Genomic DNA, 14782 nt, shown 5'->3' with positions numbered 1-14782 from the left:
TTCATCAGGAGCTTTTCATGACTCAACTGCGCCGCGTCGCGATCATCGGTGGTAACCGTATTCCCTTTGCTCGCTCCAACGGACCCTACGCCACCGCCAGTAACCAGGCCATGCTCACTGCTGCGCTCGAAGGGCTGATCGAACGCTACAACCTGCATGGCCAGCGCATCGGTGAGGTGGTTGCAGGGGCGGTACTCAAGCTGTCACGAGACATGAACCTGACCCGTGAGTGTGTGCTCGGCTCGCGCCTGTCGCCCCACACCCCGGCCTACGACATTCAGCAAGCCTGCGGCACCGGGCTGGAAGCGGCGTTGCTGGTGGCAAACAAGATTGCCCTGGGCCAGATCGACTGCGCGATTGCCGGTGGCGTCGACACCACTTCGGATGCGCCGATCAGTGTCAGTGAAGGGTTGCGTCGAATTCTGCTGCAGGCCAATCGCGGCAAGACCACGGCCGACAAACTGAAAACGTTCCTGCAACTGCGCCCCCAGCACCTGATTCCCGAGTTCCCGCGCAATGGCGAGCCGCGCACCGGCCTGTCCATGGGCCAGCACTGCGAATTGATGGCGCAGACCTGGAACATTCCTCGCGAAGCCCAGGACCAACTGGCCCTGGCGAGTCATCGTAATCTGGCCGCGTCGTACACCGAGGGCTGGCATAACGACCTGATGACGCCGTTCCTCGGGCTCACCCGCGACAACAATCTGCGCCCCGACCTGACCCTGGAAAAACTCGCGGGGCTGAAACCGGCTTTCGAGAAAAGCGCCAAGGGTACCCTTACGGCGGGCAACTCCACGCCGCTCACCGATGGCGCGTCCCTGGTGTTGCTGGGCAGTGAGGAGTGGGCCAAGGAACGCGGCTTGCCGATCCTCGCCTACTGGCGCGACGGCGAAACGGCTGCGGTGGATTTCGTCAACGGCGCCGAAGGCCTGCTGATGGCGCCGGTGTATGCCGTGCCACGCTTGTTGGCGCGCAACGGCCTGACGCTGCAGGATTTCGATTACTACGAAATCCACGAAGCCTTCGCCGCTCAGGTGCTGTGCACCCTGAAGGCCTGGGAAGACCCGGAGTACTGCAAGACGCGCCTGGGCCTTGACGCGCCATTGGGTGCCATCGACCGCAGCCGGCTTAATGTCAAAGGCAGCTCCCTGGCGGCAGGTCATCCATTCGCCGCGACCGGCGGACGCATCGTCGCCAACCTGGCGAAGCTGCTGGACGCGGCAGGCAAGGGCCGTGGCCTGATCTCCATCTGCGCCGCAGGCGGGCAGGGCGTGACGGCGATTATCGAGCGTTGATAATCCCGTGCGCCGTTGAAAAGTCCGCTGAAAGCGGCCAAATTGACGGGGCATAATCGGCACATTGTGTGCATCTTTAGGCAGATAGCAGCGTTCATAGGTCGGCAACCCCTCCCACCGGCGAGTGGATTGCCGTATAACGAATGACTTTCGCGTGTTTGGTAATAAAGGACCCACAATAAAAGCTGATGAAGACTCCAAAACGCATTGAACCCCTGATCGAGGACGGTCTGGTCGACGAGGTGCTGCGCCCACTCATGAGTGGTAAAGAAGCAGCTGTTTATGTGGTGCGCTGCGGCAACGAGTTACGTTGCGCGAAGGTTTACAAGGAGGCGAATAAACGTAGTTTCCGTCAGGCGGCCGAATACCAGGAAGGCCGCAAGGTGCGCAACAGCCGTCAGGCCCGGGCCATGGCCAAGGGCTCGAAGTTCGGCAAGAAAGAAACCGAGGACGCCTGGCAGAACGCCGAAGTGGCGGCTCTGTTTCGTCTGGCCGGTGCTGGCGTTCGGGTGCCCAAGCCTTACGACTTCCTCGAAGGCGTGCTGCTGATGGAACTGGTGGCCGACGAGTACGGCGATGCTGCGCCGCGTCTGAACGACGTGGTGCTGGAGCCGGACCAGGCGCGCGAGTATCACGCGTTCCTGATCTCGCAGATCGTGCTGATGTTGTGTACCGGCCTGGTGCACGGTGACCTGTCCGAGTTCAACGTACTGTTGACCCCGACCGGCCCCGTGATCATCGACTTGCCTCAGGCAGTGGACGCGGCGGGGAACAACCACGCGTTCAACATGCTGGAACGGGATGTGGGCAACATGGCCTCATACTTCGGGCGGTTTGCTCCGGAGTTGAAGCAGACCAGGTTCGCCAAGGAGATGTGGGCCTTGTACGAAGCCGGCACCTTGCACCCGGCCAGCATCCTGACCGGCGAGTTCGACGAGCCGGAAGAGTTGGCCGACGTTGGCGGCATCATGCGCGAAATCGAGGCGGCACGCCTGGATGAAGAGCGCAAGCAGGCGGTGCGCGCGGCAGATGACGCGCCACCGAATAAAACCGAAGAACCGCCTCCGCCCTGGATGCAGTGACTGGTTGATGAAAAACCCGGCTTCGGCCGGGTTTTTTGTGAACCCTACCCTGCGGGAGCAAGGCTTGCCCGCGATGGTCGTTAACGATGACGCGGGACAGTTGATACCCAGCAGCGTCTTAGACCCGTGTAGGAGCGAGCTTGCTCGCGATGGTCGTCAACGATGACGCGGGGCAACTGATACCCCGCGGCGGCCTCTGGTTTTTCGCGAGCAAGCTCGCTCCTACAGGGGGGCTCGCGGTCTGGTTGTTTGATGGGCAGGCTCAGCGCAGCAGCCCGACTCCAGGTTCTTGAGGATCGGGCAGTCGGGCCGATGGTCGCCCTGGCAGTGCTCCACCAGGTCCTGCAGCGTGTCGCGCAGCTGGCCAAGCTCGTGGATCTTCTGGTTGAGCTCGTCGATATGCTGGCGTGCCAGGGCTTTTACATCGGCGCTGGCGCGCTGGCGATCCTGCCAGAGGGTCAGCAGCTTGCCGACCTCTTCCAGGGAAAACCCCAGGTCCCGGGAACGCTTGATGAAGGCCAGGGTGTGCAGGTCATCGTCGCCATACACGCGGTAACCGCTGTCAGTGCGATGGGCGGCTTTGAGCAGGCCGATGGATTCGTAGTAACGAATCATCTTGGCGCTCAGGCCACTTTGGCGGGCTGCTTGGCCGATGTTCATCGGTTGTCCTCCAGGTCCTTGGGCTTCCAGGTTTTCAACAGTAGCGCATTGCTGACCACGCTGACGCTCGACAATGCCATCGCCGCGCCCGCCAGCACCGGATTGAGAAAACCGAAGGCTGCCAGCGGAATCCCGACCAGGTTGTAGACGAAGGCCCAGAAAAGATTCTGCCGGATCTTGGCGTAGGTCTTGCGGCTGATCTCCAATGCCGCAGGCACCAGTCGTGGATCACCGCGCATCAAGGTGATACCGGCTGCGTGCATCGCCACGTCGGTGCCACCGCCCATGGCAATGCCGATGTGGGCGGCGGCCAGGGCCGGGGCGTCATTGATCCCGTCGCCGACCATGGCCACGACTGCGGTTTTCTTCAGCTCGACCACGGTGGCGGCTTTGTCGGCCGGCAACACTTCGGCGTGGACATCCTCAATACCCAACGCGTCGGCGACCACTTTGGCGCTGCCACGATTATCACCGGTCAGCAGATGGCTGCTGATGTGGCGCGCGCCGAGTTGTTGCACAGCCTGCAGTGCACCCGGCTTGAGGGTGTCACCGAAGGCGAACAGTCCCAACACCTGCGGCTCGGGGCTTTGCTCGATCAGCCATGACAGCGTGCGCCCTTCGGTTTCCCAGGCGCTGGCCGAGTCCGCCAATGCGCCGGCGTTCAACCCGCACTCTTCCAGCAGGCGTCGGTTACCCAGGGCCAGGCGCCGTCCGTCAAGCGTGCCGGCAATTCCACGCCCGGTCAGGGACTGGCTGTCGCTGACATCGGCGACGCTCAGCCCGCGCTCGGCGCAAGCATCCAGCACCGCTTTGGCCAAGGGGTGCTCGCTGCCTCGCTGCAAGGCGCCGGCTTTTTGCAGCAGTGCATTTTCATCGCCGCCTATGGCGCTCAAGTGAGCGATGCGCGGCGCACCCGACGTCAGCGTGCCGGTCTTGTCGAATACCACTGCACTGACTTCATGGGCGCGTTCAAGTGCCTCGGCATCCTTAATCAGGATCCCGTAGCGTGCAGCGACCCCGGTACCGGCCATGATTGCCGTGGGAGTGGCCAGGCCGAGGGCGCAAGGGCAGGCGATCACCAGCACGGCAACGGCGTTGATCAGCGCTGTTTCGACGGGCGCACCGTAAAGCCACCAGCCCACCAGCGTTGCCAATGCGATCAGCAGCACGGTGGGGACGAAAACCTGGCTGACCTTGTCCACCAGTTTCTGGATGGGAGCCTTGGCCGCCTGGGCGTCTTCCACCAGGCGAATGATCCGCGCCAGCACGGTTTCGGCCCCCAGTGCCTGGGTGCGCACCAACAGCCGGCCCTCGCCATTGATCGCGCCGCCCGTGACTTTGTCCCCAGGTTGCTTGGGCACGGGCAGGCTTTCGCCGCTGATCAGGGCCTCGTCCGCATGGCTTTGGCCTTCGACCACGTCGCCGTCCACCGGAAAGCGTTCGCCGGGTTTGACCAGCACCAGGTCACCCAGGCGCAGGGCGCTGATGGCGACGTCCTGTTCGCGGCCATCGACCACCTGAATCGCCCGTTCCGGTCGCAGGGCTTCGAGGGCGCGGATGGCGCTGGCGGTCTGGCGCTTGGCGCGGCTTTCAAGGTATTTGCCCAGCATTACCAGGGCGATCACCACCGCCGAAGCCTCAAAGTACAGGTGCGGCATGCGCCCGGCAGCGGTGGCCCATTCGTAAATACTCAGGCCGTAACCGGCGCTGGTGCCCAGGGCAACCAGCAGGTCCATATTGCCCGCGCCGGCGCGGACGGCTTTCCAGGCGGCCACATAAAAGCGAGCACCCAGAATGAACTGCACGGGCGTGGCCAGGGCGAATTGCGCCCAGGCCGGGAGCATCCAGTGCACCCCGAACGGCTGCAGCAGCATCGGCAAGACCAAGGGCAGGGCGAGCGCGATGGCCAGGATCACCCTCCAGCGTTCGCGATGCAGGCGTTGTTGTTGGTTGTCGGCAGCAGCGTGCTCGACTTCCCGCACGCTGGCCGAGTATCCCGCCTTGCTGACGGCTTCGATAAGGGTTTGTACAGCGACCTGGCCCAGCAATTCGAGGTGCGCGCGTTCGTTGGCCAGGTTGACGCTGACGCTCTTCACCCCTGCAACCTTGGCCAGCGCCCGTTCCACGCGGCCGACGCAGGAGGCGCAGGTCATGCCATCGATGCTCAGTTCCAGGGTTTGCTGTGGCACGCTGTACCCGGCCTGTTGCACAGCGTCCATCAGGGCCGGCAGGCTGTCGCCGGGCGCCTGCACCCGGGCCTGTTCGGTAGCCAGGTTGACACTGACGGCGCTGGCGCCCCGGACTTTGCTCAAGGCGCGCTCGACCCGCCCGGCGCAGCTGGCGCAGGTCATGCCGGCGATCGGCAGGTCGAACGTAGTGGTCTCGCTCATGGTCAAGCTCCCTGTAGTGGATGCCTACAGGATCAACCTTGCCATGCGGGCAAGGTCAAGCGCCAATATCACCTTGATCCGATCTGTGGCGCTCAGTAGTTCAACGCCGCAGGCTTGAGGTACATCCCTTCCTGCGACATCGCAATCCGGAACTTCAACACATCCCCGGCCTTGAGCGTGATGGTTTGCGAACCCGGTGCGAGCATCCCCGGATTGCACCCCGGGGCCTGGCCCGGCAGCAGTTTCAGGCGCAGGGAGACATTGCCCGGCGGCAAGTTGAATGACGTGCTTTGCTCCTGGAACAGCCGAGCGGACAGCTGGTCTTGCAGGTACACGCCAATTTCGCAATTGGTCGACACTTCCAGGCGCTCGCGGGAAATGATCAGCACCCCGTAGTCCTCCCCGGCAGCGTTGGCCGAAGGCAGGGCCGCGAAGAGGCCAAGGAAGCCAAACAGGCTGAGAGCTGACCAGCGCATGGCTGAATCTCCTGATGTTGAAGTCATTGATACTCGCAGCTTGGCCGAGCGCGACGGCGATTGCCAGCCCGGCCGTTCACTTCAGAACTTGACCTTGCCATGGTGGCAAGCTCGAGACTGGTGTCAATCTCATCAACAGGAGTCATCCCATGCAAGTGTTCACTGTTCAAGGCATGTCCTGCGGCCATTGCGTAAAAGCCATTACCCAGGCGCTTCAAGCCAGAGACCCGGCCGCCAGCGTGCGCATCGATCTGGCCGCCAGGGAAGTCGGCGTCGAGAGCAGCCTGTCGACTGAAGAGGTGCTCGCCGCCATCACTGAAGAAGGTTATGAGGCAAAGGTCGCCTGACGTCTTTATTAGTTAGCGACCTACCGGAATGTTCAAGGCGTCCATCCCCGGCTAGACTGTGGGGCTGCTGACTTCTGTCCAACTGGATGCCTGATGAACTTGCGTACCATTTTAATCCTCGGCGCCCTCAGTGCGTTTGCGCCGCTGGCGATCGACTTTTACCTGCCAGCCTTTCCCGCGATGGCGCTGGCTTTCGGCACCGACGAACAACACGTTCAAGTAACGCTGGCGGCCTATTTTCTGGGGTTGTCGATTGGTCAATTGGTCTACGGCCCGATTGCCGATCGCTTCGGCCGGCGGGTGCCATTGCTCACTGGCGTGGTGTTGTTCACCGTCGCTTCACTGGCCTGCGCGTTTGCGCCGAACCTCGAATGGCTGATCGGCGCGCGCTTCGTCCAGGCGCTGGGCGGTTGCGCAGGGATGGTGATCTCGCGGGCAATCGTCAGCGATAAATGCGATGCGGTGGGCTCGGCCAAGGTCTTTTCCCAGCTGATGCTGGTGATGGGGCTGGCACCTATCCTTGCGCCAATGCTGGGCGGATTGCTGGTCAATACCACAGGCTGGCAGTCGATCTTCCTGGTGTTGACCGGCTTCAGTGCGCTGGCGGCGGTGGCCGTGGCGCTGGGGTTGCCGGAAAGCATGCCGGCCGATATGCCGCGCCAACCATTGTCTGGCTCGTTGCGGCAGTACGGCCGGTTGTTCGCGGATCGGGTATTCCTTGGCCATGCCCTGACGGGCGGTATCGCCATCGCCGGGATGTTTGCCTACATCGCCGGCTCGCCTTTTGTGTTCATCAAGCTCTACGGCGTGCCGGCCGAGCATTTCGGCTGGTTGTTCGGCACCAATGCGGCGGGTTTCATTCTGGTGGCCCAGGTCAACGCCCGGTTACTGGCCAAGCGTGGGCCGGCATTCCTGCTGGCACGTGCGGTATGGGTTTACCTGGCGGCAGGCCTGGCGCTGCTCGCCGTGAGTGCGCTGCACACCGAGAAACTGTGGCCGCTGCTGATTCCGTTGTTCATCTGTATCGCCAGCCTGGGGTGCATACTGCCCAACGCGTCGGCCTGCGCGATGAACGGTCAGGGCGCCCGCGCCGGCAGTGCGTCGGCATTGCTTGGTTGCCTGCAATTCAGCGTCGCCGCCGGCGCTGCGTCACTGGTGGGGATTTTGTACGACGGCACGGCCATGCCGATGGCCATGGTCATCAGCCTGTGCGGGGCTCTGGTGGTGAGCGTCGCAATGCTCACCCGACGTTTGCAAAATACCCGGGCGCTGGTGCAGGCCCAGGTTTGAGGGCGGGTTCAGCCAGCAGCGCGCTGCTGGTCGGGAAAATGGTGAGGCGCCTGCAGCCGCGCTTCCAGTGTTCGGGTAAAGGCGCGCGCTTCGGCTTCGCTGCGGAATGTCACGGCGTGTTGGTCCAGGCGGACCTGCCACTGGGAACGGGCCACTTCTTTTATCAGGATCTTCATTGCTGACCTCCTATAAGTAAAAGATTTGCCTTGCAGAGGCCACGATTGTAGACCCGATCCAGGGCGTAGTTGTGACAAAGGTCAACTCTCTGACTGACGGTGTCGGCCCTGTGCGCACGACACCGTCACCGCTGTTCTAGAAGCCTTCCAGGACAATCTTGCCTTTGGCCTTGCCGCTTTCCAGCAACTCATGGGCGCGTCGCAGGTTCGCCGCGTTGATGGTGCCGAAGTGTTCGCCCACCGTGGTTTTCAGCGTCCCGGCGTCGATCAGATCGGCCACGCGGTTCAACAGTCTGTGTTGTTCGATCATGTCGGCGGTTTCGAACAACGAGCGCGTGTACATGAACTCCCAGTGCAGCGACAGGCTCTTGCGCTTGAGTTTGGTGATGTCCAGCGCCTTTGGGTCGTCGATCAGCGCCAGTTTGCCCTGGGGTGCCAGGGCCTCGACCAGTTGATCCAGATGCTGGTCAGTCTGGGTCAGGCTGGCAACGTGGGTCACCTGTTCCACGCCCGCGCGCTTGAGAGCTTCGCTGAGCGGCTGGCTGTGATCGATCACCAGGTCTGCGCCCAGCTCACGTACCCAGGCTTGGGTTTGCGGGCGCGACGCAGTGCCTATGACCTGAAGCCCGGTCAACTGGCTGGCCAGTTGGGTGAGGATCGAACCGACGCCCCCGGCCGCGCCAACGATCAACAGGCTCTGGCCCTCGGCGGCTTGGCCTTCGCGCACCTGCAGGCGCTCGAACAGCAGTTCCCATGCGGTGATCGCGGTCAGTGGCAGGGCCGCAGCTTCGGCAAAGCCGAGGGTTTTCGGCATGTGGCCGACGATGCGCTCATCGACCACGTGCATTTCGCTGTTGCCGCCCGCACGGGCGATAGAGCCGGCGTAGAACACCTTGTCACCGGCCTTGAACAGTGTCACTTCGCTGCCGACCGCCTTGACCACGCCTGCCACGTCCCAACCCAGGACCTTCGCCTCGCCGTCTTGTGGCTGGACGTTTTGCCGGACCTTGGTGTCCACCGGGTTGACCGAAATCGCTTTGACTTCGACCAACAGGTCCCGCGGGCCGGCGACGGGTTCGGGCAGCTCGATGTCTTGCAGGGCGTTTTTGTCGCTGATCGGCAGGGACGCGTAGTAAGCAATGGCTTTCATGGAGCACTCCAGGAGTCGGGATGATTTCGATGGGCAGATGATTAGCTATTTCTACCGAAGATAAAACCCGCTAAAAGAGCAGTCTCTTTCAATATTTTTTTGATAATAGGCCGCACATGCTGCGTTTTGATGACCTGCAATTATTCGTCCGGGCTGCCGACCTGGGGAGCCTGTCGGCCGCCGCCCGGGGCATGGACATGTCAGCCGCCGTGGCCAGCGCGGCGTTGAAGCGCATCGAACACCAGCTCGGCGCGCGTCTGCTGGCCCGTTCAACCCGCAGCCTGCGCCTGACCGCCGAGTGCGAAGGTTTCCTCGAATACGCCCGCGCGGCGTTGAGCAATATAGAAGAAGGGCGCCGCCTGCTGGCCAGTGGGCAGGATCAGGTCAGCGGAATGTTGCAGCTGTCGGCGCCATCGGACTTCGGCCGCAATGTGTTGCTGCCCTGGCTGGACGATTTTCAGCGCGAGTACCCCAAGCTCACGGTGCGCCTGCTGCTGGGTGACCGCATTGCCGACCTGTTCCGCCAGCCGGTGGATATCGCCTTGCGCTACGGTGAACCGGAGGACTCAAGCCTGGTGGCGCTGCCCATTGCCCCGCAAAACCGCCGCGTGCTGTGTGCAGCGCCGAGCTACCTGGCCAGCCATGGCGAGCCTCGGCAACTCGAGCAACTGGCCCAGCACAATTGCCTGCTGTACATGCTTGGCAGCCGCGTTCACGACCATTGGAGTATCCATGACGGCAAGCGCGAAGTCGGCCTGACAGTCAGCGGTGATCGCTTCAGCGACGATGCCGACGTGGTGCGTTTGTGGGCCGTGGCGGGGGCAGGCATTGCCTATAAATCCTGGCTGGATGTTGCCGCAGATGTCCTGGCTGGCCGCTTGAAAATCCTCATGCCGGAACTGACGGGCGAGCGCGCTTCTCTGAATTTGTTGTGCGCTCATCGCGCACAATTGAGTAAGCCTGTGAACCTTTTACGGGAAATGCTCGCCAGTCGATGCGCGCAATTGAGCAGGCAATTTCCCGGTTTATCAGAAGCAAGGCACTAATTGCTCGAAAATAGCGATCCCTGCCAAGCTTGGGTGGGGGCTGTTCATGCAATCACAAACCCTGTTCTCACAGGTATGACACCTGTGGGAGCAAGGCTTGCCCGCGATGGCGGTGCAGGGTGTTTACGGCTTGACCAGCCGCGCATCCAGGCTGTTCTGCGCCAGCCGCTTGGCCTGATCCTGGGTCATGCCCAAATGGGTGTGCAGGGCATGGAAGTTCTCCGTCACATAGCCGCCGAAGTACGCCGGGTCATCGGAGTTCACTGTGACCTTCACTCCGCGCTCCAGCATGTCCAGGATGTTGTGCTGGGACATGTGATCGAACACGCAAAGCTTGGTGTTGGACAGCGGGCAGACGGTCAGCGGAATCTGCTCGTCAATGATTCGCTGCATCAGCCGCTCGTCTTCGATGGCGCGCACGCCATGGTCGATGCGCTGGATTTTCAGCAGGTCGATGGCTTCCCAGATGTACTCCGGCGGACCTTCCTCACCCGCGTGGGCGACGGTCAGGAAACCTTCGTGGCGAGCCCGGTCGAACACTCGTTGAAACTTGCTCGGCGGGTGACCCATCTCCGAGCTGTCCAGGCCTACCGCGACAAACGCATCGCGAAACGGCAGGGCTTGATCCAGGGTTTTCTGCGCCTCGTCTTCGCTCAGGTGGCGCAGGAAACTCAGGATCAAACCACTGGTGATGCCCAGTTGCTGCTCGCCATCTTTCAACGCCGCGGCGATGCCATTGAGCACCACTTCAAAAGGAATGCCACGATCGGTGTGGGTTTGCGGATCGAAGAACGGTTCGGTGTGAATCACGTTCTGCGCCTTGCAGCGCAAGAGGTAAGCCCAGGTCAGGTCGTAGAAATCCTGGGAGGTGCGCAACACGTCAGCGCCCTGATAATACAGGTCCAGAAACTCTTGCAGATTGTTGAAGGCGTACGCCTTGCGCAGGGTTTCCACATCGCTCCACGGCAGGGCGATCTTGTTGCGTTCGGCCAGGGCGAACAGCAGTTCGGGCTCCAGCGAACCCTCGAGGTGCAGGTGCAGTTCTGCCTTGGGCAGGGCGTTCAGCCAGTCGTACATATTCTTTTCTCATCAGGTGCAGATGACGAGCATTCTACAGATGCTCGCGGCCACCATTGGTAAAACCTGACCAGGTGGTTCATCACCCTGCCTGGGGCTCGCGGCGATAGGCATAGGTGTCGGCGAATCGCGAGAGCAGAAACTCGGCGCAGGTGGTGGTCGGGTACTTCGCCGGATGGTGCTCGTCCTGGCAGCCGGGCAGGCATTCAATCCGGGTGTCGGGGTGCGGTTCGGCGAAGAACGGCATCGAGTATCGGTCCACGCCCAGCGGGCTGATCACCCGGTGGGGCGTCGACAGATAACGGTCGTTGCTCCAGCGCGCCATCATGTCGCCGAGGTTGACCACGAAGGTACCTTCGATGGGTGGAGCGTCGATCCACTCGCCCTTGACGTTACGCACCTGCAGGCCGCCGGCGGCATCCTGGTAAAGCAGGGTGATGCAGCCGTAATCGGTATGGGCGCCGGCACCTTGTTGTTCTTCCGAGCTGGCGGTGTGGCGTGGCGGATAATGGATCATGCGCAGCACGCTGACGGGCTGGCTGAAGCGCGAGTCAAAGAAATCGGGATCGATGTCCAGCGCCAGGGTCATGGCCCTCAGCAAGGTCTGGGCAAGGGCTTGCATGTCGATGTAATGCTGCTCCATCAGGGCTTCCCAGCCGGGTATCGACGGGTGGCGATTGGGACCGCGCAGCGGTTTTTCGGCCAGCACTTCGGGGTGATCGGCCGGCAGGTGCAGGCCCATGTCGAAGGTTTCTTTCAGGTCGCTGGGTTTCGACGGGTCGAGTTGTTCCGTGGCGATTGCGCCATAACCGCGGTGGTGGCGGGTCTGGGTGATGTCGATCTGCAGTTTTGTCGCGCTGGGCTGGGCAAAGAAATGCCTGGCCTGGGCGAGTACTTCTTCGATGCGCGTCGAACTGATCGGGTGACCCTTGATATAGAAAAAGCCCCATTCGCGGCAGGCGCGGTCGATTTGGCTGGCCACGGCCGCCCAGGCGACCTGGTCGTCGCTGTAGAGCGGGGCGATGTCGATGATGGGAAGGCTGTTCATGCGATTGTCCTGAAGAGTGCGCGGTGTGCGGAACATCGGAGAGATAGTGTGGGAGTGAGCCTGCTCGCGATGAGGCCAGGGCATTCAGCATTGATGTTGAATGTAGTTGCGCCATCGCGAGCAGGCTCGCTCCCCCAGGAAGCACAGTGGTTCAACCCAGGCGAGTTACTTCGGTATGTCAGCCTTCATGCCTTCCACGTAGTAATTCATCGAAGCCAGTTCGGCATTGGTCGCCGTCACGCCCGCCGGGATTTTCTCGGCACCGGCCTGGTCCTTGATCGGCCCGGTGAACGGGTGGAACGCACCGCTCTTGATGTCGGCGATGATCTGCTCGGCCTGGGCTTTCACCGGCGCGGGCACCAGGTCGCTGATTGGCAGCTCAACGGTACCTTCCTTCAGGCCACCCCAGTAATCCTGGGACTTCCACGAGTGATCCAGCACGCTCTGCGTCGCCTGGATGTAGTGCGGGGCCCAGTCGTTGACGATAGAGGTCAGCACGGCTTTGGGACCGAAATGTGCCATGTCCGAAGCGTAGCCTACGGCATACACGCCGCGGCGTTCGGCAGCCTGGATCGGTGCCGGGCTGTCGGTGTGCTGGAATACCACGTCCACGCCCTGATCGATCAGCGCATTGGCGGCGTCGGCTTCCTTGCCCGGATCGAACCAGGAGTTGACCCACACCACCTTGATCTCGGTGCCGGGGTTGTACTTGTTCAGTGCCAGCTGGATGGCGTTGATGTCGCGGATCACCTCCGGGATCGGGAAGGACGCGACGTAGCCGATTTTTTTGCTCTTGGTCATTTTGGCCGCGAGGAAGCCGCCAACATAGCGCCCCTCATAAGTGCGCGCCAGGTACGTGCCGAGGTTCTTGTCCTGCTTGTAGCCCGTGGCATGTTCGAAGGTCACTTTGGGAAATTGCTTTGCCACCTTCAGGGTCGGGTTCATGTAGCCGAAGGACGTGCTGAAGATCAGGTCGTATTTGTCCTTGGCCATGTTGCGGATCACCCGTTCGGCGTCGGCGCCTTCAGGGACGTTTTCCACATAGTTGGTGGTGATCTGGTCGCCGAATTTTTCGGCCAGTGCCTTGCGTCCCTGTTCATGCTGATACGTCCAGCCGTGGTCACCGATCGGGCCGATGTAGACGAAACCGACTTTCAGCGGTTCGGCGGCCGTGGCGGTCAGGCTGGCGCTCAAACCGATGGCTGCGGCGACGGCGCAAAGCAGTTTCTTCAACGGGCGGTTGTGCATGAATTGAAACTCCATGTTGTTGTGAGGTTGGCAGTGGGCAATGCAAATTGCTGACCAACAGGACAACAAAATCAAAAGATCGCAGCCTTCGGCAGCTCCTGCACGGTCCGGATTGTTCTGCAGGAGCCGCCGAAGGCTGCGATCTTTTGATTCACCAGGACCAACCCGGTGCACGTGACCGAACCCGCGCCATCCGCTGGTGCGCTAAGGTGTAACGAAACGTTAGCGCCGCACCGTAGTCAGTAGCTCATCACATCAACTGCGCTTCATTCGGTAAAAGGCCCGCAATGCTCACACTCCTCAAGCAAGAAAAGTTTCTGCTGCTGGCCCTGATCGCCGCATTTGTCGCTTATCCACTGGAACACTGGCTGCTCAACAGTGGCCAGGCGGTAGCGCTGACCGGTGGGCTGGTGCTGATCGCATTCATCGTCGTCGCTTCCATGCGAGTCGCGCATCACGCTGAGTTGCTCGCGGAAAAAGTCGGCGATCCCTACGGGACCATGATCCTGACGCTGGCCGCCGTGCTGGTGGAAGTGGTGATCCTGGCGATCATGATGAGCAACGAAGCCTCTCCTACGTTGGTGCGTGACACGATCTACTCGGCGGTCATGCTCGACATCAACGGCATCCTCGGCCTGGCTGCGTTAATGGGCGGGATCAAGCATGGCGAGCAGTCCTACAACGACGATTCGGCGCGCAGCTACAGCGTGATGATCCTGACCGCCATGGGCGTGTCGATGGTGGTTCCGGAGTTTATTCCCGAGGCCAACTGGAAGATTTATTCGGGCTTCACCATTGGCGCGATGGTGGTGCTGTACGCGTTGTTCCTGCGCATGCAGGTCGGGCCGCACAGTTACTTCTTCAGCTACAGCTACCCGGAAAAACGCCGTCGCAAGGAGCCGGCAGAAACAGAACCGGCGCCTGTGAGCCTGGCCGTTTCCATCGGTACGCTGGTGTTTGGGGTGGTAGTGATTGGCGCGCTGGCCGAGGTGATGTCCAAGACCCTGGACCTGGGCCTTGAAGGAACCGGAGCACCGCCAGTGATCACGGCAATCCTGGTGGCGGCGATTTCCGCCGCGCCGGAGATCCTGACCGCACTGCGGGCGGCACTGGCCAATCGCATGCAGTCGGTGGTCAACATCGCCATGGGCGCGTCGTTGTCGACGGTGATCCTCACCGTACCGGTGATGGAGGCCATGGCGCTCTACACCGGCCAGCCATTCCAGATGGCGATGACCCCGGTGCAGACGGTGATGATCTTCCTCACGCTGATCGTCAGCGCGATCAACCTCAACGATGGCGAGACGAATGCCATCGAAGGGATGACGCACTTTGTGCTGTTCGCGACGTTCATCATGTTGTCGCTGCTGGGCCTTTGAGACCTCACAGCAATCAACTGTGGGAGTGAGCCTGCTCGCGATAGCAGTATTTCAGACCCTTTTGATGTCGGCTGACAAGCCGCCATCGCGAGCAGGCTCGCCCCCACAGTTTTTCATG

At 61.7% G+C, this 14782-nt stretch carries 14 protein-coding genes and 1 pseudogene; 7 read left to right on the top strand and 8 right to left on the bottom strand.

Annotated elements, in window-relative coordinates; translation table 11 throughout:
* The first annotated feature begins 17 nt into the window (after positions 1 to 17).
* From AAEZ09_RS20090 to AAEZ09_RS20080, 3 genes and pseudogenes are all read left to right on the top strand, one after another.
* The gene (locus tag AAEZ09_RS20090; protein ID WP_045058173.1) at positions 18 to 1295 is read left to right on the top strand and encodes an acetyl-CoA C-acetyltransferase; all 1278 of its coding nucleotides are present in this window, start codon (positions 18 to 20) and stop codon (positions 1293 to 1295) included.
* Between the two features lie 188 nt (positions 1296 to 1483).
* On the top strand, positions 1484 to 2377 hold the full coding sequence (locus AAEZ09_RS20085; protein WP_045058174.1) for a PA4780 family RIO1-like protein kinase: 894 nt from the start codon (positions 1484 to 1486) through the stop codon (positions 2375 to 2377).
* Between the two features lie 149 nt (positions 2378 to 2526).
* Positions 2527 to 2604, top strand: a pseudogene (locus tag AAEZ09_RS20080) (outer membrane lipoprotein carrier protein LolA); the annotation flags it as partial.
* Here the strand turns inward: AAEZ09_RS20080 and cueR are convergent.
* The 3 genes from cueR to AAEZ09_RS20065 form a co-directional block, all read right to left on the bottom strand.
* The gene (cueR, locus tag AAEZ09_RS20075) at positions 2600 to 3037 is read right to left on the bottom strand and encodes a Cu(I)-responsive transcriptional regulator (protein ID WP_045058175.1); all 438 of its coding nucleotides are present in this window, start codon (positions 3035 to 3037) and stop codon (positions 2600 to 2602) included. The pseudogene AAEZ09_RS20080 and the gene cueR sit on opposite strands and share 5 nt — an antisense overlap.
* Complete coding sequence (locus AAEZ09_RS20070; RefSeq protein ID WP_350600529.1) at positions 3034 to 5427, bottom strand: heavy metal translocating P-type ATPase; 2394 nt, start codon at positions 5425 to 5427, stop codon at positions 3034 to 3036. Before AAEZ09_RS20070 ends, cueR begins: the two co-directional genes overlap by 4 nt.
* A gap of 92 nt (positions 5428 to 5519) precedes the next feature.
* Entirely contained in the window at positions 5520 to 5903 is a 384-nt protein-coding gene (locus tag AAEZ09_RS20065) for a hypothetical protein (protein WP_045058177.1), read from the bottom strand.
* A gap of 149 nt (positions 5904 to 6052) precedes the next feature.
* On the opposite strand from AAEZ09_RS20065, the gene AAEZ09_RS20060 reads away from it, so the two are divergent.
* Positions 6053 to 6250 (top strand): heavy-metal-associated domain-containing protein, encoded by a 198-nt coding sequence (locus AAEZ09_RS20060; protein ID WP_350600528.1) that lies wholly within the window; start codon positions 6053 to 6055, stop codon positions 6248 to 6250.
* 93 nt (positions 6251 to 6343) lie between these two features.
* On the top strand, positions 6344 to 7540 hold the full coding sequence (locus AAEZ09_RS20055) for a multidrug effflux MFS transporter (protein WP_045058179.1): 1197 nt from the start codon (positions 6344 to 6346) through the stop codon (positions 7538 to 7540).
* An 8-nt stretch (positions 7541 to 7548) separates the two neighbouring features.
* Here AAEZ09_RS20055 and AAEZ09_RS20050 read toward each other — a convergent pair whose 3' ends face one another.
* Both AAEZ09_RS20050 and AAEZ09_RS20045 read right to left on the bottom strand, forming a co-directional pair.
* Positions 7549 to 7716, bottom strand: a complete 168-nt coding sequence (locus AAEZ09_RS20050; RefSeq protein WP_177328532.1) for a hypothetical protein — start codon at positions 7714 to 7716, stop codon at positions 7549 to 7551.
* Between the two features lie 136 nt (positions 7717 to 7852).
* On the bottom strand, positions 7853 to 8866 hold the full coding sequence (locus AAEZ09_RS20045) for a zinc-binding alcohol dehydrogenase family protein (RefSeq protein WP_205891955.1): 1014 nt from the start codon (positions 8864 to 8866) through the stop codon (positions 7853 to 7855).
* 116 nt (positions 8867 to 8982) lie between these two features.
* Between AAEZ09_RS20045 and vimR the strand changes: the two genes are divergently transcribed.
* Positions 8983 to 9912 carry a transcription regulator VimR gene (gene vimR, locus AAEZ09_RS20040; RefSeq protein WP_350600525.1) on the top strand — a complete coding sequence of 310 codons (930 nt, stop codon included), beginning with the start codon at positions 8983 to 8985 and terminating at the stop codon, positions 9910 to 9912.
* 123 nt (positions 9913 to 10035) lie between these two features.
* Here the strand turns inward: vimR and AAEZ09_RS20035 are convergent, their stop codons facing one another.
* The 3 genes from AAEZ09_RS20035 to AAEZ09_RS20025 all read right to left on the bottom strand — a co-directional run bounded on the left by AAEZ09_RS20035 (position 10036) and on the right by AAEZ09_RS20025 (position 13285).
* Positions 10036 to 10989: an adenosine deaminase gene (locus AAEZ09_RS20035; protein ID WP_045058182.1), complete on the bottom strand. Its 954-nt coding sequence runs from the start codon at positions 10987 to 10989 to the stop codon at positions 10036 to 10038.
* A gap of 82 nt (positions 10990 to 11071) precedes the next feature.
* On the bottom strand, positions 11072 to 12037 hold the full coding sequence (locus tag AAEZ09_RS20030; RefSeq protein ID WP_350600524.1) for a 2-oxoglutarate and iron-dependent oxygenase domain-containing protein: 966 nt from the start codon (positions 12035 to 12037) through the stop codon (positions 11072 to 11074).
* A 165-nt stretch (positions 12038 to 12202) separates the two neighbouring features.
* The gene (locus AAEZ09_RS20025) at positions 12203 to 13285 is read right to left on the bottom strand and encodes a BMP family ABC transporter substrate-binding protein (protein ID WP_045058184.1); all 1083 of its coding nucleotides are present in this window, start codon (positions 13283 to 13285) and stop codon (positions 12203 to 12205) included.
* A gap of 287 nt (positions 13286 to 13572) precedes the next feature.
* Between AAEZ09_RS20025 and AAEZ09_RS20020 the strand changes: the two genes are divergently transcribed.
* The gene (locus tag AAEZ09_RS20020) at positions 13573 to 14664 is read left to right on the top strand and encodes a calcium:cation antiporter (protein WP_350600522.1); all 1092 of its coding nucleotides are present in this window, start codon (positions 13573 to 13575) and stop codon (positions 14662 to 14664) included.
* The last annotated feature ends 118 nt before the right edge of the window (positions 14665 to 14782 follow it).

Source organism: Pseudomonas sp. 65/3-MNA-CIBAN-0223, from assembly GCF_040310425.1.
GTDB classification, from domain to species: Bacteria; Pseudomonadota; Gammaproteobacteria; order Pseudomonadales; family Pseudomonadaceae; genus Aquipseudomonas; species Aquipseudomonas gregormendelii.
The sequence above is the reverse complement of the archived record's forward strand: the minus strand, read 5'-3'. Positions and strand labels throughout refer to the sequence as shown.

Bases quoted from the DNA above. Each gene is read 5' to 3' on its own strand.
- AAEZ09_RS20090 (WP_045058173.1), top strand. From the start codon at position 18: ATGACTCAACTGCGCCGCGTCGCGATCATCGGTGGTAACCGTATTCCC.
- AAEZ09_RS20085 (WP_045058174.1), top strand. From the start codon at position 1,484: ATGAAGACTCCAAAACGCATTGAACCCCTGATCGAGGACGGTCTGGTC.
- cueR (WP_045058175.1), bottom strand. From the start codon at position 3,037: ATGAACATCGGCCAAGCAGCCCGCCAAAGTGGCCTGAGCGCCAAGATG.
- AAEZ09_RS20070 (WP_350600529.1), bottom strand. From the start codon at position 5,427: ATGAGCGAGACCACTACGTTCGACCTGCCGATCGCCGGCATGACCTGC.
- AAEZ09_RS20065 (WP_045058177.1), bottom strand. From the start codon at position 5,903: ATGCGCTGGTCAGCTCTCAGCCTGTTTGGCTTCCTTGGCCTCTTCGCG.
- AAEZ09_RS20060 (WP_350600528.1), top strand. From the start codon at position 6,053: ATGCAAGTGTTCACTGTTCAAGGCATGTCCTGCGGCCATTGCGTAAAA.
- AAEZ09_RS20055 (WP_045058179.1), top strand. From the start codon at position 6,344: ATGAACTTGCGTACCATTTTAATCCTCGGCGCCCTCAGTGCGTTTGCG.
- AAEZ09_RS20050 (WP_177328532.1), bottom strand. From the start codon at position 7,716: ATGAAGATCCTGATAAAAGAAGTGGCCCGTTCCCAGTGGCAGGTCCGC.
- AAEZ09_RS20045 (WP_205891955.1), bottom strand. From the start codon at position 8,866: ATGAAAGCCATTGCTTACTACGCGTCCCTGCCGATCAGCGACAAAAAC.
- vimR (WP_350600525.1), top strand. From the start codon at position 8,983: ATGCTGCGTTTTGATGACCTGCAATTATTCGTCCGGGCTGCCGACCTG.
- AAEZ09_RS20035 (WP_045058182.1), bottom strand. From the start codon at position 10,989: ATGTACGACTGGCTGAACGCCCTGCCCAAGGCAGAACTGCACCTGCAC.
- AAEZ09_RS20030 (WP_350600524.1), bottom strand. From the start codon at position 12,037: ATGAACAGCCTTCCCATCATCGACATCGCCCCGCTCTACAGCGACGAC.
- AAEZ09_RS20025 (WP_045058184.1), bottom strand. From the start codon at position 13,285: ATGCACAACCGCCCGTTGAAGAAACTGCTTTGCGCCGTCGCCGCAGCC.
- AAEZ09_RS20020 (WP_350600522.1), top strand. From the start codon at position 13,573: ATGCTCACACTCCTCAAGCAAGAAAAGTTTCTGCTGCTGGCCCTGATC.